The sequence below is a fragment of the Marinovum sedimenti genome (genome assembly GCF_054052205.1).
In genome coordinates this window covers 385677-404638 of sequence record NZ_CM133223.1, presented here as the reverse complement: position 1 = coordinate 404638, position 18962 = coordinate 385677, and the positions used below count along the sequence as shown (strand labels likewise).

Sequence of the window (18962 nt, the reverse complement as noted above, 5' to 3'; positions counted from 1 at the left end):
TTTTTTTGACCTTGCGGCAACTTTGACTAGGTTCAAATCGAAGAAGCGCGAGGGCACAATGGCCAATATCATCAATCTCAGACAGGTTCGCAAACAAAAGGCGCGCCGCGACCGGCAGGACAAGGCCTCTGAAAATGCGGTCAAATTCGGCCGCACCGCGGGGCAGAAACAAGCCGAGGCGCGAGAGGCCGAAAAACAGCGAAATGGGCTTGATCAAACCCGCCTCGAGATGCCACCATCAAGTGCCAAAGATGACGGCAATTCGCCTTAAAGTTACATTATACTATTTATACTTGTATAGATTTTAGGGTGAATGTAGGTGAGGGTTCCGCTAGAACTGACTGATGTCAAAGGGTTATGCCGGTTTCCAAACGGAACCGCCCCTGCAATCAGCCCGGGACATGGACACCACCTTGATCACCACCGTGGGGAAAATTGATGAACGGTCGGCCAAAGAAAAGATCTCTCACTTTGCGTGGGCACCGCACGTCGGTCTCGCTCGAGGATGATTTTTGGCGGGCGTTCCGTGAAATCGCTCTGGCAAAAGGCAGGCCTATCAATGCCTTGGCGGCCGAAATTGACGAAGACCGGGGCTCTGATTGCGGCTTGGCCTCTGCCATCCGCCTTTACGTCCTGCGCCACTATCGCAGCGCAGCCTAACCGCTTGTCGACGCAGGGGCGCTGACAATCCCCCGCGCCACCTTACCCCTCAGGCAAACATATCGCGCAGAACAAGCGTCTGCGCCTTGCCCAAGGATGCGGCATGATCGGCTAAAAACCCCTCGGCCGCCGCATAGCCCGCATCGTGAAGCTGGCCAATCACCGAGGGCAAAGGCACGGTTTTGGTGGCCACGCTGAGATCATTCATCAGGTCATCATCGGCCACCATGTGAATGCGCACATTCTTCATGCTGCCTTCGACAATCTTGCCATCCGCAATCAGCCGCTGCACAAAATCGATGGCCCGCAACTCGCGCAGAAGCGATGAATTAAAGCTGATCTCATTGACGCGGTTTTGAATGTCCTGCGCGCTCCGGGGGGTCTCTTTACGCTCCAACGGATTGATATTGATTATCAAAATATCATTTGGCAGCTCAGGATGATACAAGGGAAACAGCGCCGGATTGCCGGTATAGCCGCCGTCCCAATAGGCCTCAGAGATGCCATCCGGCCCGGCGATTTCCACCGCCTGAAAGATCGTAGGAAGGCACGCTGACGCCATGATCACCTTGGCATCGATGTCATCCCCGGTGAAAACCTTCACCTTGCCGTCGCGCACCCGGGTGGCACAGATATGCAGCGCCGGCCCACGGCTCTGCTCGCAAATCTGATCAAAGTTGAACCGGCGCACAATCCGCTCCAGCGGGTTGCGATAAAACGGGCCGTAATCGTAGGGCGACACCATGCGGCTCACCGCATCCGAAATCGCCACCAGCGGCGACATTTCCAGCGTCCGCGCGGCGACATAAGGATCGGGCACAAAGCCCTGCATCCATGCGGGAATGCGCAGATCGCCCAGCCCGCTCACCTGCCCCCACAGCACGCGAAGCGCTGCACGCGCGCCCTCGCGGCCATCTTCGACCCAGCCAGACTTCAACGCCGCGCCGTTCAGCGCCCCGGCCGAGGTGCCCGAAATCGCAGCAATCTCGAGCCACTCCTCCTGCAACAACCGGTCGAGCGCGCCCCAAGTAAACGCCCCATGTGCGCCACCGCCCTGCAAAGCCAAATTGATCCTTACCGTCTTTGGCACTGCGCCCGTCCTTCTTCTGTTTAAAAATATCGTGGGGGAGGCCGCAGGCCGGGGGCGAAGCCCCCTCTTATTCTACCTGCGGCGAAGCCCCCTCTTTTCAACGACGGCAAAGCCCCCTGATGTTCTAACGCGTTACAACGCCGTCCAACCGCCATCGACACTGATCGTGGTGCCGGTGATCTGCGCCGCCGCGTCCGAGCAGAGGAACACGGCCGTGCCGCCCAATTGCTCGACCGTGGCGAACTCTTTCGACGGTTGCCGCGTGAGCATGACGTTCTTGATCACATCCTCGCGGCTCATGTCGTATTCCTTCATCGTGTCGGGGATCTGCGCCTCGACCAGCGGCGTCAGCACATAGCCCGGACAGATCGCATTCGCCGTAATCGGCTCTTGCGCGGTTTCCAGCGCCACGGTCTTGGTCATGCCGACCACACCATGTTTCGCCGCGACATAGGCTGACTTGAACGGCGAGGCCGTCAACCCGTGAGCGCTGGCAATATTCACCACCCGGCCCCAGCCCGCCTTGCGCATCATCGGCAAAGCGGCGGCGGTGGTGTGGAACGCCGAGCTCATGTTGATCGCGATGATCGCATCCCACTTCTCAGCCGGGAACTCATTGATCGGCGCGACATGCTGAATCCCGGCATTGTTGATCAGGATATCGCAGGTGCCCGCCTGTTCGATCAGTGCGCGGCATTCCTCGCCCTTGGACATGTCCGCCTTGATGTAACGCGCGGTCACGCCGAACTCTTCGGCAATCCCTTTGGCGAGCGCATGGTCTTCGTCGCGGTCGGTAAAGGAGTTGAGCACCACATCCGCCCCGGCCTTTGCCATTTCGCGGGCGATGCCCAGCCCGATGCCTGAATTCGATCCGGTGATGACCGCGGTTTTGCCTTTGAGCGACATGGAAAGCTCTCCTTTGATACGCCGATTCTGCACTGCAGCCTAATCGCTGCGGTTGCAAAAGGCCAAGCGCCAGTGCGCGCTGCCAAACCAGCGGACTTTCGCTTGAAATATGGGAAATTGCCCGGCATCCGGACAAAAAAAACCCCGGCACGAAGCCGGGGTTAAGTTATTGAGGCAGGTTTCATACAGGCAAGAAACCTATCGAGCAGTGACCCCTTTATAAGCAATCTCGCGCCGTCCTCCAAGCTAAAAGTTTGAAAAGGCGGAAATCCCCCGTTACGCTCCGAGCCAAGTAAACAAGGCTTCCGGGAGATTGTTCTCAAAATGCGTCCAGTGTTTTTCCATAAACTTGCAACCATTGGGGCCGCCGTCGCGCTGGTTTCCCTAGGGGGAATCGCCTCTGCAGAGCCCCAGCATGGCATAGCTATGTATGGCGACCCCGCTTTGCCCCCAGATTTTGCGCATCTGCCCTATGCCAATCCCGATGCGCCCACCGGCGGTCGGATGGTGACGGGCGAAACCGGAGGCTTCGACAGTCTCAATCCGCACATCGCAAAAGGCTCGGCCCCCTGGCAGCTTAGATTTCTTGTTTATGAGTCACTTATGGGCCGAAGCTACGACGAACCGTTCTCGCTTTACGGCGTTTTGGCCGAATCGATTGAGGTCGGGCCGAATCGCGAATGGGCCGAATTTACCCTGCGCGAAGAGGCCAAATTTTCGGATGGCAGCCCGGTCACTGTCGAAGATGTGATGTGGTCCTATGAGACGCTCGGCACCGACGGCCACCCGCGCTACCGTGGGTTGTGGAGCAAGATCGAGAGCATGGAGCAGAGCGGTCCCAACAAGATCCGCTTTACCTTCAACACCGAAGATCGTGAATTGGTGATGCTGCTCGGGTTGCGCCCGATCCTGAAAAAGGCGCAATGGGAGGGCAAGGACTTCACCGCCTCGGGTCTCGACAATGTGCCGATCACGTCGGCACCCTATGTGATCGATGATTTCGAGGCGAGCCGATTTGTCTCGCTCAAGCGCAACCCCGATTATTGGGGCAAGGACGTGCCATTCCGCAAAGGCACCAATGTCCTCGATGAGATTCGGATGGAGTTTTACGGCGATGGTTCGGTTGCCTTCGAGGCGTTCAAGGCCGGCGAAGCGAACACCAACCGCGAATTCAACGCGGGCAAGTGGGAGACCCTGTACAACTTTCCGGCCATCGACCGCGGCGATGTTGTCAAATCCGTCATCCCGCACCAGCGCCCCTCGGGCATCACCGGATTCGTGATGAACACCCGCAACCCGATTTTTCAGGATTGGCGGGTGCGTGACGCTCTGATCCACGCCTTTAACTTCGAATACATCAACGAAACCCTGACCGGTGGCGAACAACCGCGCATCACCTCTTACTTCTCGAACTCGGTTCTGGCGATGCAGGACGGCCCCGCCGAGGGCCTTGTGCGCGACTATCTCATGCCCTTCGCAGATCAGCTGCCACCCGGCGCACTAGAGGGCTATACCCTGCCCCAAGGCGACGGGTCGGCCCGCAATCGCAAGAATATCGGTGCCGCAATGGCGCTGTTTGAAGAGGCGGGCTGGACCGTGCAGGACGGCGTGATGAAGGATGCAAACGGCACGCCCTTCACCTTTGAAATCCTGCTCGCCCAAGGGTCTTCCGAGAACGAGTCGATCATCGACATCTACACCCAAGGCCTCGAACGTCTTGGAATCACGCCAAAAGTCTCGACAGTGGACAATGCGCAATACAAAGATCGTACCAACGATTACGATTTCGACATGACGTATTACCGGGTCGGCGTCTCGCTATCTCCTGGCAATGAGCAGCGGCTGTACTGGGGCCGCGACGGGATTAAGGAACCGGGGTCGAAGAACTGGATGGGGATGGAGTCCCCCGCCGCCGAAGCGATGATCGACAAGCTGGTGAATTCGCAAAGCCGCGATGAGTTTGTCGCCTCGGTGCGCGCGCTTGACCGGATCCTGACCACGGGCCGCTATGTGATCCCGATCTATCAATTCAACATCAGCCGTATTGCCCATGCCAAGGAACTCAAATACCCCGACCACATCCCGATGTATGGTGACTGGATTGGCTGGCAACCAGACGTCTGGTGGTATGAAGAGGAATAGGTTTTTGCGGTTTATCATCCTGCTATTGTTGGGCGGCACCCTTGCCGCGTGCAGCCCGGTCAAGGCCGTCATCAAGGCTCCGGTCAAGATCGCTGATGCGGTGGTTGAAACCATCCTCTGATCCTGAAATCCCGATGCGCGGGGCGATTGGCTTTGGCCGGTTTCCTCTGCGCCGCGCATCGACACCGCCCCCTTGGCGGCTTGCTTTTATAGCGTCCCGCCAGTGCCCGACCCGATTTCGGCGCGGGCATCTTTGGCCAAAATCCTAACAAGTTTTCGCTTTGTTCCGGATTTTTAGTAGCAAAATCTTAAGTCTCGTTTTTTATAAATACCCTACTTGAGGGACTCTGTGATCCTGCTAAAGTGGCGGTCGCGAGGGTGGACTTTTAAAGGGACGCCGTATGGACTGGAACGATATAAGCAACAACTGGACCGACAACCTGAAACGGTTGAAGTCGCGTTTTCCCCGACTGGATGAACGCGTGATCGGTCGAAGGCCGTTGGATCAAAGGGTGCTTGCTGCGCATCTTGCGGCACAGCATGATCTGACCGAACTGGAAGCGGTGGAAGAGCTGCGAGATTGGGCTTTTGTTCAAAGCCTGGCGCGGCAGGCAACCGAACTCGAGGCGCACTGACAGACTCGGGGTCTGCTGACGTAATTGGGGTGCGCTGACGTAATCGCGCTGTGATGGCATGCTGGCGGTACACTATGGTTCGCGAGGTAAGCTGATGCAGCCGAAGCGCTCCGGCTTTTTGGTTCAAGTAAGCGAAGTCACCCATAAGATGGTGGCGTCGTCATCGCTTGTCGAAATAACGTTGTGGCCCATGGTGGCGTCGTAATAGGCGCTGTCGCCGCGACGCAGCTCGATAGGTTCGTAAAATTCAGTATAAAGTCGGATCACCCCTGTCAGCACGAACAGGAATTCTTCGCCGTCGTGGCGCACCCATCCGTCGAACTCTTCGATCGAACGGGCGCGGATGCGGGCACGATAGGGCAGCATCTTTTTCTTGGTCAGCCCTTCGGCCAGCAGATCATGCTCATAGGTGGTGGTGGCCTGCGCCGCGCCTTCGCCCTCGCGCGTGACCGACATGCGGCCGTTGACCTTTTCGTTTTGCGGCTGGGTGAACAGCTGCGGCACCGAAATATCCAACCCCAGCGCCAGCTTTTTAAGCGCATCATAGGTCGGCGACATCTGACCGTTTTCGATCTTGGACAGGGTCGACCGCGCCAGCCCGGCCTTTTGCGCGGCTTGTTCCAGCGTCCAGCCATGCCCCTTGCGCAGCTCGCGCACACGCTCGCCCAAATCGAGCGGCTCGGTGTGGACAAACTCGCCGCGTTTGTCACGGGCGACACGGATCAGGTTGGCATTGTCTTTCTGCGTCATGCCATCGCTATAGGCAGCGGCCACGGCGCTTGCAACTCTGTCGATGCGCGCCTATCCCGTTGTCCCAAGATGACCCTGCCCAATCCCACCCTCAGCCTGTTTGATCAGGGGCCGCCGCCGCCCTGCCCCGCGCCGTTCAATCTGGCGGGGTTTGTGCTGCGCCACGCGGGCACCCAGCCTGAGAAAACCGCGCTTGCCTTGCTTGGCGCGACGCAGGTCGACAACTGGAGCTATGCGCGGCTGGAAAGCGCCGTGCGCGGCATCGCCACCGGGTTGTTGCAACGCGGATTGCAGCCCGGCGACCGGGTGCTGATGCGGCTGGGCAATACGCCGGATTTCCCGCTCGCCTTCCTCGGCTGTATCACCGCCGGGCTGATCCCGGTGCCGACCTCGGCGCAGCTGTCCGAGGCCGAGACCGCCAAGATCATCGCCATCCTTTCGCCCGCGCTGATCCTGCGCGATCCGTTGGTGCCTTGCGCTGACACCGACGTGCCCATGCTCAGCGCCGCCGCGCTGCATGACATGGCCGCCTTGCCCCCCGCCGCGTTCGCGATGGGCGCGCCAGATCGGCCCGCCTATATCATCTTTACCTCTGGCACCTCGGGCACGCCGCGCGCCGTGGTGCATGCCCACCGCGCCGTCTGGGCGCGCCAGATGATGGTGCAGGGCTGGTATGACCTCGGCCCCGACGACCGGCTGTGCCACGCGGGTGCCTTCAACTGGACCTTCACGCTGGGCACCGGGTTGCTTGATCCCTGGGCTGCCGGGGCGACCGCGCTGATCCCCGCGCCGGGCACTGATCCTATGATGCTGCCGCAGTTGCTGCAGCGCCACGACGCAACGCTGTTTGCCGCCGCGCCGGGAATTTACCGCAAGCTTTTGACCGCGCCGATGCCCGATCTGCCCAAGCTGCGCCACGCTTTTGCCGCCGGGGAAAAGCTGCCCGAAAGCCTGCGTGCGGCGTGGCACGCCACCACCGGCTCCCAGATTTTCGAAGCTTACGGCATGTCGGAATGTTCCACTTTCATTTCCTCAAACCCCGCGCAACCCTCGCGCCCCGGCATGCTCGGCACGCCACAAACCGGCCGCCGCATTTCGATCCGCGATGAGGACGGCCCGGTGCCGCTCGGCGAGCCCGGCGAGATTTGCGTAGCCGACAGTGACCCCGGCCTGATGCTGGAATATCTTGGCGCGCCCGAGGCCACGGCGGCCAAACGCCACGGCGGCTGGTTTCACACCGGCGATCTGGGGCGGATGGAGGCGGACGGCCAGATTGCCTATCTTGGCCGCGCCGATGATATGATGAACGCAGGCGGGTTCCGCGTCTCGCCACAAGAGGTCGAACACGCGTTGCAAGACGTGCCGGGCCTCACCGCGATTGCGGTGACGGACGTGGAAATCAAGCCCGACACCTTTGTTATCGCTGCGTTTTACACCGCCGAGAGTGATCTGAACGACGCTCTGACCGCGCGCGCCACCGCACGGCTTGCACGCTATAAACAGCCGCGTCTGTTCCGCCGGCTAGACGCCCTGCCCACCGGCCCCAATGGCAAACTGTCGCGGCGCGCCCTGCGCGAAAGCTTCGCACCCTAGCCCCCTCGCAATTTGCCGGTGCCACTGCTACATGCCTCGAAAGTATTCAAAATAGGTGCCGTCACATGGTTAAGCTCGACATTATTTCCGATCCGATCTGCCCGTGGTGTTACATCGGCAAAACCTACCTTGATCGCGCGCTCGAAGCGGCGGTGGATCATCCCTTTACCATCGAATGGCAGCCCTTCCAGCTTAACCCCGAGATGCCGGCGGACGGCATGGATCGGCGCGCCTATCTTGAGGGCAAGTTTGGCGGCAAAGATGGTGCGGTGAAAGCCTATCTGCCAGTGCATCAACACGCCGAAAAGGCTGGCATTCCCATGAACCTCGATGCCATCCAGCGCACGCCCAACACGATTGACGCGCATCGGATGATCCATTGGGCCGGGATCGAAGACCGTCAGACCGCGATGGTCTCGGCGCTGTTCAAAGCCTATTTCGTCGATGGCCGCGATATTGGCGATCATGACACGCTGGCCGATATCGCCGACGCGCTCGAGATGGACGCCTCGGTGATCCTGCGCCTGTTGCAAAGCGACAGCGACGTGCAGGAAACCCGCGACCGCGACACCGCCTTCCGCGAAATGGGCGTCTCGAGCGTGCCGACCTTTATCGTTGATGGCAAACATGCGGTGCCCGGCGCGCAGCCGCCCGAGCTGTGGGCCAAGGTGATCGCGGAACTGCGCGAACAGACCGCCTGACGCATTTTTAACGGTGCGTCTGCGCACAACCGGCTGTTCGTTGACCGGGCTTGCGCGCTGAACTATCCCGCTTTGGTAACGCGCGGCGTTTTGCGGCGTGCCAAGCGGGTGTGTGATGTCCGGTCAGCGTATTTCCCAAACCGAATTCATCGTGATGATGGCGATGTTGGTGTCGACCGTGGCCTTGGCTGTGGATGCGATGCTGCCAGCGATGGCGCAGATCGCGCTTGATCTTAGCCCCGACGCGCCCAACCGCGCGCAGCTGATCGTGACCTCGTTCATTTTTGGCATGGGCGTGGGCACCTTTATCGCCGGGCCGCTGTCAGACACCTTTGGCCGCAAGCCGGTGATTGTTGTCGGCTGCGCGATCTACGTTTTGGGCGCCGTGCTGGCCTATAGCGCCGGGTCGCTGGAGTTCGCCCTCGCCGCGCGCGCCCTTCAGGGGTTTGGCGCCGCCGCGCCGCGCATCGTATCGACGGCGATTATCCGCGATCTGTATTCGGGCCGCGAAATGGCGCGGTTGATGTCCTTTGTGATGATCTTTTTCACCATCGTTCCGGCCATCGCACCCACCCTTGGCGCGGTTCTTATCGCATGGGGCGGCTGGCGTTCGGTGTTCTTGATGTTCATCGTGTTCGCCGCCGTCTCCGCGGCGTGGATGGTGCTGCGCTTGCAAGAGCCCCTGCCCCGACCGATGCGCCGCCCGCTGACCTGGGCCGCCTTGGTCAGCGGCACCCGCGATGTATTCTCTCACCGCTCGGTCCGCACCGCGATTGCCGCGCTCTCTCTGGCGCTGGGGATGTTGTTCGCGGTGCTGTCGTCGGTGCAGCAAATCTTTGCCGAAACTTTTGGCCGCGCCGACAGCTTTCACATCTGGTTCGGCGTTGTGGCGCTGGTGGCGGGCTCATCGGGATTTCTCAACTCGGCGCTGGTGCTGCGCTATGGCATGCGGCTGTTGGTGACAATCACGCTGATCGCGCAGGTATTCCTGTCGCTCGCCATGCTGGTGCTGTTCCAATTCTCGCTGCCGATTGACGTGCAATTCGGCCTGTTCCTCGTCTGGCAGATGTCGGTATTTTTCCAGACCGGCATGTGCGTTGGCAACCTCAACGCCTTGGCGATGGAGCCTTTGGGCCATATCGCGGGCCTTGGCGCGAGCGTCACAGGCGCAGTTGCGACGGTCATCTCGGTGATGCTGGCGATCCCGGTGGGCTTTGCCTTTAACGGCACGCCGGTGCCGCTGATTATCGGCATGCTGGTGTTTTCGGCCAGTGCCACCGCCCTGATGTTGCACCTTCGGTGGGCAGAAGCACGCGCTTGAGCGGAAATAAGGTATACAACTGCATACATTGCTTCGCGCGCGCAGCGTTCTAGGATAAAGGGAAAGCATTCCAACAGCCAAACAGCGCGAGGCCCAAATGACCCGGATCAAGGTAGACAACCCGATTGTAGAGCTCGACGGCGATGAAATGACCCGCATCATGTGGGATTTCATCAAGAAAAAGCTGATCGAGCCGTACCTCGACATTGACCTGCTGTATTACGATCTCGGGATAGAAGAGCGTGACCGCACCGATGATCAGGTGACATTCGACGCCGCGGAAAAGATCAAAGAGGTCGGCGTTGGGGTGAAATGCGCCACGATCACGCCGGATGAACAACGGGTTGAGGAATTTGGCCTCAAGCGAATGTACCCCTCGCCCAACGGCACCATTCGCAACATCCTCGGCGGCGTGGTGTTTCGCGCGCCAATCATTTGCAGCAATGTGCCGCGCCTGATCCCCGGTTGGACCCGGCCGATTGTGGTGGGCCGTCATGCCTTTGGCGACCAATACAAAGCCACCGATTTCCACTTTCCCAGCGCAGGCAAGATCACGATGAAGTTCGAAGGCGCCGACGGCACGGTGATCGAGCGCGAAGTGTTTGACGCCCCGGCGGCGGGCGTGGCGATGGGGATGTACAACCTTGATCAGTCGATCATTGATTTCGCCCGCGCCTCGCTAAACTACGGGCTAAATCTGGGCTGGCCGGTGTATCTCTCGACGAAAAACACCATCCTCAAGGTTTATGACGGGCGGTTCAAAGACCTGTTCCAGCAGGTGTTTGACGAGGAGTTCAAAGAGGCCTTCGCGGAAAAGGAAATCTGGTACGAGCACCGTCTGATCGACGATATGGTCGCCTCCTCGCTGAAATGGTCAGGCGGCTATGTCTGGGCCTGCAAGAATTATGACGGCGATGTGCAGTCCGATACCGTGGCGCAGGGCTTTGGCTCGCTGGGGTTGATGACCTCGATCCTGATGACGCCAGATGGCCAGACGGTCGAGGCCGAGGCCGCCCACGGCACCGTCACCCGCCACTATCGCCAGCACCAAAAGGGCGAGGCCACCTCGACCAATTCAATCGCCTCGATCTATGCCTGGACCGGCGCGTTGAAGCACCGTGCCAAGCTTGATGACAACGCGGCGCTGATGGGCTTTGCCGAGACATTGGAGCGGGTGATCATCGACACAGTGGAATCCGGGGCGATGACCAAAGATCTCGCGTTGTTGGTTGGGCCAAATCAGAAATGGCTCACCACGATGGGCTTCTTGGAAAAGATTGATGAGAATCTGAGCCGCGCCTTGGCGGGCTAAATTGCCGCAAAGGGAATCGCACCGCCACATTTGCGCCGCAAGTGGCGGGCGGTTTGTTTCCTGTTTTAAGGCAATCACAAGCCTATCGAAAGACCGGTTCCACTTGCGCAAAGATCAACCGGCAAACCGCTGAAATTTAACCAAAATAAGGCATTAACCTTGTCATAATTGCGGCGCTCCCGTAGGTTCATCTCAAATAAAGATCGGGACAAATCATGGTCGTTCTGCTTGGACTCGCGGTGATCGCCGCTGTCGATTGTTTCATCTTCACCTGCGTTATTCGCAAACAAGAAGACTGAAACGGAATACTGCGCTTGCGCTTAAAAAGGCCGGCCCCTCTCACATAAGGGCCGGTCTTTTTCTATTCTACTACGTCGCCGTTGCTATTCCATTTCGGCGGCTATTCTACTTCGTCGCCGTCCTGATGTTCATCACTGTCCGGAATGCCGCGGAACCCGGTGGCGATGACGAATTTTTCGGAACTGTCGGCGCGCGAACTTGGCGGTTTCACGTGATAGACTTTGGTGAAATTCTGCTTGAGCAGCTTTTGCAAATCGCCCTCGGCCCCGCCCGCCAGCACTTTGGCCACGAATGTCCCGCCCTCGTCGAGCACATCAAAGGCGAAATACGCCGCCGCTTCGCACAACATCATGATCCGCAGGTGGTCGGTCTGTTTGTGCCCCGAGGAGGAAGCGGCCATGTCCGACATCACAACGTCGGCCTTGCCGCCCAGCCATTCCTTAACCTGTTCGTCGGCACCCTCATCCAGAAAGTCGAGCTGGTGCAGCTCGGCCCCGGCAATCGGCTCGATCTCTTGCAAATCGATGCCCAGAATGGTGCCCACGGATTTGCCCGAGCGTTCGTTCAGCGCGTTGATCCGCTTAACGGCCACCTGGCACCAGCCCCCCGGCGCACAGCCAAGGTCAACCACCCGCGCCCCTGGCACGAGAAAGCGGAATTTCTCGTCCAGTTCCAGTATCTTAAAGGCCGCACGTCCGCGATAGCCCTCGGTCTGGGCCCGCTTGACATAGGGGTCGTTCAATTGCCGTTGCAGCCAGCGCGTCGACGAGAGCTTGCGCCCCCGCGCGGTCTTGACCTTCACCTTGAGGTCGCGCTGCCCCCGTCCGGAGGTGTTCTTGCCTGTCGGTGTCTTTGCCATGGTCCAGCACTTCTCTGGTTCAAAAATATCCTGGGGGTTTGGGGGCAAAGCCCCCATTCACGCCCGAAGGGCTCATTAAGCGCGCGCAGCGCCCATTGTAAACAGTACCGTCAAAACGGCCCGTCTTCTAGCACCCCATCCGCCGACATCTGCGCATAGAGCAGACCCTCACGCAGCCCCCGGTCCGCGACGGACAGCCGATCTGTCGGCCAAGACCGCAACAGCGCCTGCAAGATCGCCGCGCCCGACATGATCAGCGCGTGCCGGTCCTGCCCGATGCGCGGATCGCGCCGCCGCCCTTCGGGGCCCAGTTCAAGGTATTGGTTGATCACCTTGTCGATCTGATCCGAGGTCATTCGCAGCCCGTCCACCTTGGTCCGGTCATAGCGTTTCAGCCCAAGATGCGAGGCCGCGACCGTTGTCACAGTGCCGCTGGTGCCGACAATCTGAAAGCCTTCGCGGGCCTGCACATCCTTGTAAGGCGCAAAATCGGCGAGGTTTTCCTCAAAATACCACGACATCAGCGCATAGCGCGCGGCGTCATCTTCGACATCGTTGAACTGGTCGCGCAGCGTGGCCACCCCCAGCGGGACCGAGATCCAATCCACCACCCGTGCCACCGGAAACGGGCTGCCCGCGTTTTGAAATCCGGTGTGCAACCGCATGATCGCACGGGGGCGGTCGGGGTTGGGCACCGCCGAAAGGTCGATCCACACCAATTCGGTCGAGCCGCCGCCGATATCCACCACCAGCAATTGCTCGGTCTTGGTGCTGACCAGCGGCGCGCAGGAAATCACCGCCAGACGCGCTTCTTCCTCCGGCTCGATGATATCAAGCTGCAAGCCGGTTTCGCGTTTGACGAATTTCACCAGATCGCGGGCGTTCTTGGCGCGCCGACAGGCCTCGGTCGCCACCAGCCGCATCCGCGTCACCTTATGACGCCGCAGCTTTTGGCCACAGATCCGCATCGCCTGCACCGTGCGCCCCATCGAGGCACGCGACAGTCGACCAGAGCGTTCCAGCCCCGATCCCAGCTGCACCGATTTGGAGAAGCTGTCCACCACATGAAACTGACTGCCCTTGGGTTGGGCAATCAGCATGCGGCAGCTATTTGTACCCAGATCCAGCGCGGCATAAAGCTCGTCCGGATTGGGCGGTTTCGGCGCGGGGCTCTCTACCGGTTTCGGGAATGCGCCCGCACCTTTGGGACGCTTGGGCGCCATTATACGCCCTCCGATTATCGTGTTGCTGACTACGATAGGCACGCGCTCGCCTTCGCGCAAGCCACTGTCTGGTATCAACCTCAATTGAACCCTGCGGGCCAATGGCGCCCACACCACCAATGAACCGGCCTCATCATCTGCATGAATATTATGAGACCGCTTCACACTTCCCCCCGCGCGCGCCACCGCCTATTCAGGGCGCAGGGAACACGCAGGTCGCTGCAACGCGGTGTTCTGTCGAAATTGAGACGTGGCACCTTGGCCCCCTGATCTATTGAGGGGCAATCGGAGAAGGGGAATCGCATGGTTGACGTGACAGTGGTTTTTTGGCGGGACATCCCGGCGCAGGTGATCGTGGGCAAAGGCCGTCGTGCCTCCAAGGTGCAACTGCCCGAACGTTTCGAGCAGGCCATTGACCGCGCAGCCATGAAGGTGGGCGCAGGCGGCACGGATGAATATCTGGCCGAATGGCGCAAGGCCACTCCCTATCCGGTTGAGGGCGAAGCCTCGGACGTGGCCGCAAGCGAAGCGGCGCGACTGGACGCTGAATATGATCGCGACCGGATCAAAGCTCTCATTGCAAACGACGGATGGGCTGGCTCTGGTCAGACCTGATCCGATGACGCCGCAAAAGCTATGGGAGGCCGCAATGGCTCTGCTTAATTTCAGAAAGCGCGACACCACACCGGACCGGATGGCCTTGGCCGAGGTTGCGGCGTTTCTGACCGGGTATTCCATCGAAGTGATGCCCCGCACCGCCGAAAAGGTCGAGAATTTCCGCGATCTGCTGGCCCCTGGCACCCGCGTCTATATCGCCCATATCGAAGGCACCCCGATCGAGGATATGGTCGCCACCGCGCGCCGCCTTGCCGAGGATGGCTTTCCGGTGATGCCGCATTTTCCCGCCCGCATCATCAAGGATGCCGCGACGCTGGAAAACTGGATCGCGATGTACAAAGGCGAGGCTGGCGTCGATCAGGCACTGCTGCTCGCCGGGGGTGTTGCCAAGCCGCATGGCGATTTCGACAGCTCGATTGCGATGATGGAAACCGGTCTGTTTGACAAGGCCGGCTTCAAACGCCTGCATGTCGCGGGCCACCCCGAAGGCAACCGCGACATCGATCCCAACGGCGGCAATGCCAATGTCGACGCGGCGCTGCGCTGGAAAAACAAGTTTAACGAAACCACCGACGCCGAGATGGCATTGGCCACGCAGTTTGCCTTTGACGCCAAGCCGATCATCGCCTGGGCTGATGCGCTCAAAGACGCGGGCATCACCATTCCGATCCATATCGGCATCGCCGGCCCGGCCAAATTGCAGACGCTGATCAAGTTCGCCATCGCCTGTGGCGTCGGCCCCTCCTTGAAAGTGCTGCAAAAACGCGCGATGGACGTGTCGAAACTGCTGTTGCCCTATGAGCCAACCGATGTGGTCACCGAACTGGCGCTGCACAAAGCCGCCAATCCGGAGTTCAACATCGAAAAGGTGCATTTCTTCCCGCTGGGCGGCATCAAATCCAACGCCACCTGGGCGATTGAAAACGGCGGCGACGCCACCAAACCCGTGAACGCGGACTAAGGACACCCATGCCAGCGCTGCTTTTTGACCTTGACGGAACCATGCTCAATTCGGACTCGATCCACCTGCAGGTCTACAAGGAAATTTGGGCCGCGCGGGGGATGGAGCTGACCGACGAAGGCTATATGCAGCATATGCACGGGCGGCTGAACGTCGATATCTATGCCGACTTCCTGCCCGATGAGCCCGATCATCAGGGCCTGTCGGACTGGAAAGAAGCGCAGTTCCGCGAGCGCCTGCCGCGCCCGTTTCCGGGGATGCCCGGCGTTGGTGATCTGGTGGCCCGGGCCGTTGCCGAGGATTGGCCGCGTGCTATTGTGACCAACGCGATGCGGCTGAATGCCGAGGCGATGCTGGGCGCGATTGGGTTGCGCGATGCCTTTGAGGTGATTGTGATTGGCGAGGAATGCCCGCGCGGCAAGCCCGATCCCTACCCCTACCAAGAGGCGATGCGCCAGCTTGGCGTTGCCCCCGGCGAATGCATCGCGTTCGAAGACAGCCCGTCGGGCATGCGCGCCGCTGCCGCCTCTGGCGCTTACGGCGTTGGCATCCGCTCGGCACTGGACGACGCCGCCCTGCGCGCGGCGGGCGCACAGATCACATTGCAAGATTTCACCGATCCCGCGCTTACAGATATCCTGAAGCGCCATACAGGAGTTGCCGCATGACCCGCACTGTCGTCGAGTCAAAAACCCAAACCGCTGTCCTCGGCTTTGACGAGCCCTTCTGCGTGATTGGCGAACGCATCAACCCCACCGGCCGCAAAAAGCTGGCGGCAGAGTTGGAAGCGGGCGATTTCTCAACCGTTGAAAAAGACGCGCTGGCGCAGGTGGCGGCCGGGGCCAACATCCTCGATATCAACGCGGGCGTGGTGTACAACTCCAACCCGAACCCGAATGAAACCGAGCCGCCGCTGATGACCAAGATTGTCGAGCTGGTGCAAGGGCTTGTCGACATTCCGCTTTGCATCGACAGCTCGGTGCCCGGCGCTTTGGAGGCCGGATTGGCCGCCGCGCATGGCCGTCCGTTGCTCAATTCGGTGACGGGTGAGGAGGACCGGCTGGAGCTGGTTCTGCCGCTGGTCAAGAAATACAACGTGCCGGTGGTGGCGATTTCCAACGACGACACCGGCATCTCCGAAGACCCCGATGTGCGCTTTGCCGTGGCGAAAAAGATCGTCGAACGCGCCGCCGATTTCGGCATTCCGGCGCATGACATCGTGGTCGATCCGCTGGTGATGCCAATCGGCGCGATGGCGACGGCGGGCAAGCAGGTGTTCACTCTGGTGCGTCGTCTGCGCGATGAGCTGGGCGTCAACACCACCTGCGGCGCGTCCAACGTATCGTTTGGTCTGCCCAACCGTCACGGCATCAACAACGCGTTTTTGCCGATGGCGATGGGCGCGGGCATGACCTCTGCAATCATGAACCCGGTTGCGATGCCGGTGACGCAGCTCAAGATTGCCGAGAAAAAGGCCGAAGTGCTGGCGGCGGGCATCATTCTGCCCGAAGACATCGACGATGAGACCTTTGTGACGCTGTTCGGGCTGGGCTCGATGCAGGTTCGGCCGGGCTCGGAGATGGAGGCGATCCGCGCCGCCAACCTGTTGACCGACAATGACGCGCATGGCGGCAAATGGATTTCGTTCAATAAACCGCCGGTGAAAGCCGGTCAGGAAGGGCGCGGGCGTGCCGGGCGGACTGGTGGACGCCGTCGGCGGGCTTAAGTTTGGGTCTAACTTTCGGCCTCGGCGTATGCTGCGCGTTCGGGACTGAGGGGCCAGCCCCGTCGCACCGAAGGTGCGCCATAGGACCGTTTAACCGAAGGTGCGCCATTTAATCGGCGCACCCCGAGGTATTTAGAAACAGAAGAAGCAAGGGCGTTGGTGCAGGTCAGCGCCCTTCGTATTTGGCGGGACGTTTTTCCATGAAGGCCATCACGCCTTCCATGAAATCGCGGGTTTTGCCGCATTGGCCCTGTAATTTTGCCTCGAGCAGCAGTTGCTCATCCAAAGTGTTCTCATACGAGCCGCGAATGGCGGTTTTGACATGGGCATAGGCCGCCGTCGGGCCATTGGCCAAATGGGCGGCGCGGGCTTTCCAATGGGCGTCAAAGCCCTCGTCCTCGACCGCCTCCCAGATCATGCCCCAATCGCTGGCCTGTTGCGCGGTGATCTTGTCGGCAAACAGCGCCGCACCCATCGCCTTGGCCGCGCCCATCTGGCGGGGCAGCCAATAGGTGCCGCCGGCATCGGGGATCAGGCCGATGCGGGTGAAGGCCTGCAGGAAGAAGGCGCTTTGCGTCGCGATGACCACATCGGCGGCCAGCGCAAGATTGGCCCCGGCCCCGGCAGCCGGGCCATTCACGGCACAGATCGTCGGGATCGGGCAGTCAAAGATCGCGCGCAGCATTGGCACATATTCATCGCGCAGGACCCGTTCGAGATCGAGATTGGCTGCCGAACTGGCATCGCCCAGATCCTGCCCCGAACAGAAGGACGCGCCCGCCCCGGTCATCACCAAGACGCGGGCTTTTTCGCCTGCGTCGCGCACCGCGTGGTTGATTTCGGCCCGCATCTGCGAATTGAGCGCGTTCATCACGTCGGCCCGGTTCAGCGTCAAAACCGCAATGTTATCCGTGATGTCGAGGGTGATGGCTTCGTAATTCATGTCTCGCGCCCTTGGCTGATACCTGTCAGGCGCGAGACTGGCTTAATGCGGCATACGGGGCCAGTGCAAACGCAGCGTCACGCCGCCTCGTGACGCCACGCCTCGAGCGCGGGGTTCGCGTTGCTGATTTTTGGCGCATCCGCAGCGCTGATATCCTCAAGCCGGCGCAGATTGTTCACCACCTCGGGGACGCGCGATACGGTTTGCGCCAGTTCGCGCTGGAAATCCTGCCCTTTGGACTGGTGACGCGCCCCGAAATAAAAGCTGACGATGGCCCCAAGCAGCCACCAAAGCGGCTCTGGCACCAACGCGATGCCCTGCATTCGGGCGGCGAACCACACCGGATCGGCCATCGCCGAAACAAACAGCCCCAAGGTGCCAAGCGCCATCGCAGGGCGCGGCAGCCGGTTGACCGCGTCCATCAGCCGGTCGAACCAGCCGCGCCGCACCACGCGGAACTCTTTGCCAAATTGCGCCAGCGTCGCGCTGTGCAAAGTGGCCTCGCGTTCCGCGCCGTTTTCGGCATTCTCGCGAAACACCTCGACCGTTTCGGCCAGCGCATTGCGCCCACCGCCGAACACCAGCGACAGCGCCCGCTCGATCAACCCCATGCCGCCACCCGGCGATTAAACTCGGCCTCGGTCATGTGATAGCGCGGCGAGACGAAGTCCTCGGCGCGTTTGATCCAGCCGCCTTTGCCACCCGCGCGTGTGCGGGCATATTTGCGGCTCGCCGGGCGTTTGTCGGCCAAGCCAAAGTAATAGTTGCGCCGCGCAATCCCGTAGGCATCAGCGAAATGCCGGGGCCCGGCCATCTCGGCCTGGGCGGCGGCGGCGGCGGTTTGCGGGCCAATGGCTCCATCGACCGTGATCGTATGGCCCATGTCGCGCAGCAGCCGTTGCAGAATTTTCACCGCATTGCCGCCCGCGTTGACATACATGTCAAACACGCTGGCCTGAATGCTGACCGGCAGCTTGGAAATCGCGGGCCGGATAAAGTAGTGCCGGACAAAGATATCGACCGCCTGATCCCGGGTCAGCGTCTTGACGTCCTCGGCAGTGATCTCGCCATCGCCATCAAGATCAAGCCCCAGACGCCGCATGGTGTGGATGGTGACGCCGTGATTGGTGGCGCCGCCGGGATCATCGGGATCGTTCACATAACCGCCCTCGCGGGCCACGATATCATCGGCAATTTGCCGGACTGAATATTGGAGCATCTC

The 18962-nt window shown here is 60.4% G+C and carries 20 protein-coding genes; 12 read left to right on the top strand and 8 right to left on the bottom strand.

The features are described 5' to 3' along the window. Positions 1-58: 58 nt before the first annotated feature. Positions 59-271 carry a DUF4169 family protein gene (locus ACW9UO_RS01930; RefSeq protein WP_457087345.1) on the top strand — a complete coding sequence of 71 codons (213 nt, stop codon included), beginning with the start codon at positions 59-61 and terminating at the stop codon, positions 269-271. A 167-nt stretch (positions 272-438) separates the two neighbouring features. Then, positions 439-660, top strand: coding sequence for a ribbon-helix-helix domain-containing protein (locus tag ACW9UO_RS01925; protein WP_457088587.1), 222 nt, complete (start codon positions 439-441; stop codon positions 658-660). A gap of 49 nt (positions 661-709) precedes the next feature. Here ACW9UO_RS01925 and ACW9UO_RS01920 read toward each other — a convergent pair whose 3' ends face one another. Further along, the gene (locus ACW9UO_RS01920; protein ID WP_457087344.1) at positions 710-1750 is read right to left on the bottom strand and encodes a patatin-like phospholipase family protein; all 1041 of its coding nucleotides are present in this window, start codon (positions 1748-1750) and stop codon (positions 710-712) included. Between the two features lie 132 nt (positions 1751-1882). Next, positions 1883-2656: a 3-hydroxybutyrate dehydrogenase gene (locus ACW9UO_RS01915; RefSeq protein WP_457087343.1), complete on the bottom strand. Its 774-nt coding sequence runs from the start codon at positions 2654-2656 to the stop codon at positions 1883-1885. 324 nt (positions 2657-2980) lie between these two features. Between ACW9UO_RS01915 and ACW9UO_RS01910 the strand changes: the two genes are divergently transcribed. Both ACW9UO_RS01910 and ACW9UO_RS01905 read left to right on the top strand, forming a co-directional pair. After that, the gene (locus tag ACW9UO_RS01910; RefSeq protein WP_457087342.1) at positions 2981-4798 is read left to right on the top strand and encodes an extracellular solute-binding protein; all 1818 of its coding nucleotides are present in this window, start codon (positions 2981-2983) and stop codon (positions 4796-4798) included. Between the two features lie 401 nt (positions 4799-5199). Further along, complete coding sequence (locus tag ACW9UO_RS01905) at positions 5200-5433, top strand: hypothetical protein (RefSeq protein WP_457087341.1); 234 nt, start codon at positions 5200-5202, stop codon at positions 5431-5433. A gap of 123 nt (positions 5434-5556) precedes the next feature. Here the strand turns inward: ACW9UO_RS01905 and ACW9UO_RS01900 are convergent, their stop codons facing one another. Further along, positions 5557-6183, bottom strand: coding sequence for a helix-turn-helix domain-containing protein (locus ACW9UO_RS01900; RefSeq protein ID WP_457087340.1), 627 nt, complete (start codon positions 6181-6183; stop codon positions 5557-5559). A 69-nt stretch (positions 6184-6252) separates the two neighbouring features. Here ACW9UO_RS01900 and ACW9UO_RS01895 point away from each other — a divergent pair, with 69 nt between their 5' ends. From ACW9UO_RS01895 to ACW9UO_RS01880, 4 genes are all read left to right on the top strand, one after another. Further along, positions 6253-7776 (top strand): class I adenylate-forming enzyme family protein, encoded by a 1524-nt coding sequence (locus ACW9UO_RS01895; protein ID WP_457087339.1) that lies wholly within the window; start codon positions 6253-6255, stop codon positions 7774-7776. 65 nt (positions 7777-7841) lie between these two features. Further along, positions 7842-8477 (top strand): DsbA family oxidoreductase, encoded by a 636-nt coding sequence (locus tag ACW9UO_RS01890; protein WP_457087338.1) that lies wholly within the window; start codon positions 7842-7844, stop codon positions 8475-8477. A 115-nt stretch (positions 8478-8592) separates the two neighbouring features. Further along, positions 8593-9798: an MFS transporter gene (locus tag ACW9UO_RS01885; RefSeq protein WP_457087337.1), complete on the top strand. Its 1206-nt coding sequence runs from the start codon at positions 8593-8595 to the stop codon at positions 9796-9798. A gap of 97 nt (positions 9799-9895) precedes the next feature. Further along, the gene (locus ACW9UO_RS01880; RefSeq protein ID WP_457087336.1) at positions 9896-11110 is read left to right on the top strand and encodes an NADP-dependent isocitrate dehydrogenase; all 1215 of its coding nucleotides are present in this window, start codon (positions 9896-9898) and stop codon (positions 11108-11110) included. Between the two features lie 400 nt (positions 11111-11510). Here ACW9UO_RS01880 and ACW9UO_RS01875 read toward each other — a convergent pair whose 3' ends face one another. Both ACW9UO_RS01875 and ACW9UO_RS01870 read right to left on the bottom strand, forming a co-directional pair. Further along, positions 11511-12269, bottom strand: coding sequence for an RlmE family RNA methyltransferase (locus ACW9UO_RS01875; protein ID WP_457087335.1), 759 nt, complete (start codon positions 12267-12269; stop codon positions 11511-11513). Between the two features lie 110 nt (positions 12270-12379). Beyond that, entirely contained in the window at positions 12380-13492 is a 1113-nt protein-coding gene (locus tag ACW9UO_RS01870; protein WP_457087334.1) for a Ppx/GppA phosphatase family protein, read from the bottom strand. 303 nt (positions 13493-13795) lie between these two features. On the opposite strand from ACW9UO_RS01870, the gene ACW9UO_RS01865 reads away from it, so the two are divergent. From ACW9UO_RS01865 to ACW9UO_RS01850, 4 genes are read left to right on the top strand one after another with little or no spacing between them, the layout of a single operon-like run. After that, entirely contained in the window at positions 13796-14107 is a 312-nt protein-coding gene (locus tag ACW9UO_RS01865; protein WP_457087333.1) for a virulence factor, read from the top strand. A gap of 34 nt (positions 14108-14141) precedes the next feature. Beyond that, positions 14142-15071, top strand: a complete 930-nt coding sequence (locus tag ACW9UO_RS01860; protein ID WP_457087332.1) for a methylenetetrahydrofolate reductase — start codon at positions 14142-14144, stop codon at positions 15069-15071. An 8-nt stretch (positions 15072-15079) separates the two neighbouring features. Next, positions 15080-15739 carry an HAD family hydrolase gene (locus tag ACW9UO_RS01855; protein WP_457087331.1) on the top strand — a complete coding sequence of 220 codons (660 nt, stop codon included), beginning with the start codon at positions 15080-15082 and terminating at the stop codon, positions 15737-15739. Then, a complete protein-coding gene (locus ACW9UO_RS01850; RefSeq protein ID WP_457087330.1) occupies positions 15736-16797 on the top strand; it encodes a dihydropteroate synthase in 1062 nt (353 codons plus the stop codon). The genes ACW9UO_RS01855 and ACW9UO_RS01850 overlap by 4 nt, the downstream gene beginning before the upstream one ends. A 166-nt stretch (positions 16798-16963) precedes the next feature. Here the strand turns inward: ACW9UO_RS01850 and ACW9UO_RS01845 are convergent, their stop codons facing one another. The 3 genes from ACW9UO_RS01845 to ACW9UO_RS01835 all read right to left on the bottom strand — a co-directional run bounded on the left by ACW9UO_RS01845 (position 16964) and on the right by ACW9UO_RS01835 (position 18959). Beyond that, positions 16964-17740, bottom strand: coding sequence for an enoyl-CoA hydratase-related protein (locus ACW9UO_RS01845; RefSeq protein ID WP_457087329.1), 777 nt, complete (start codon positions 17738-17740; stop codon positions 16964-16966). 77 nt (positions 17741-17817) lie between these two features. Further along, a complete protein-coding gene (locus ACW9UO_RS01840) occupies positions 17818-18351 on the bottom strand; it encodes a holin family protein (protein ID WP_457087328.1) in 534 nt (177 codons plus the stop codon). Further along, complete coding sequence (locus tag ACW9UO_RS01835) at positions 18342-18959, bottom strand: holin-associated N-acetylmuramidase (RefSeq protein WP_457087327.1); 618 nt, start codon at positions 18957-18959, stop codon at positions 18342-18344. The genes ACW9UO_RS01840 and ACW9UO_RS01835 overlap by 10 nt, the downstream gene beginning before the upstream one ends. Positions 18960-18962 lie beyond the last annotated feature (3 nt).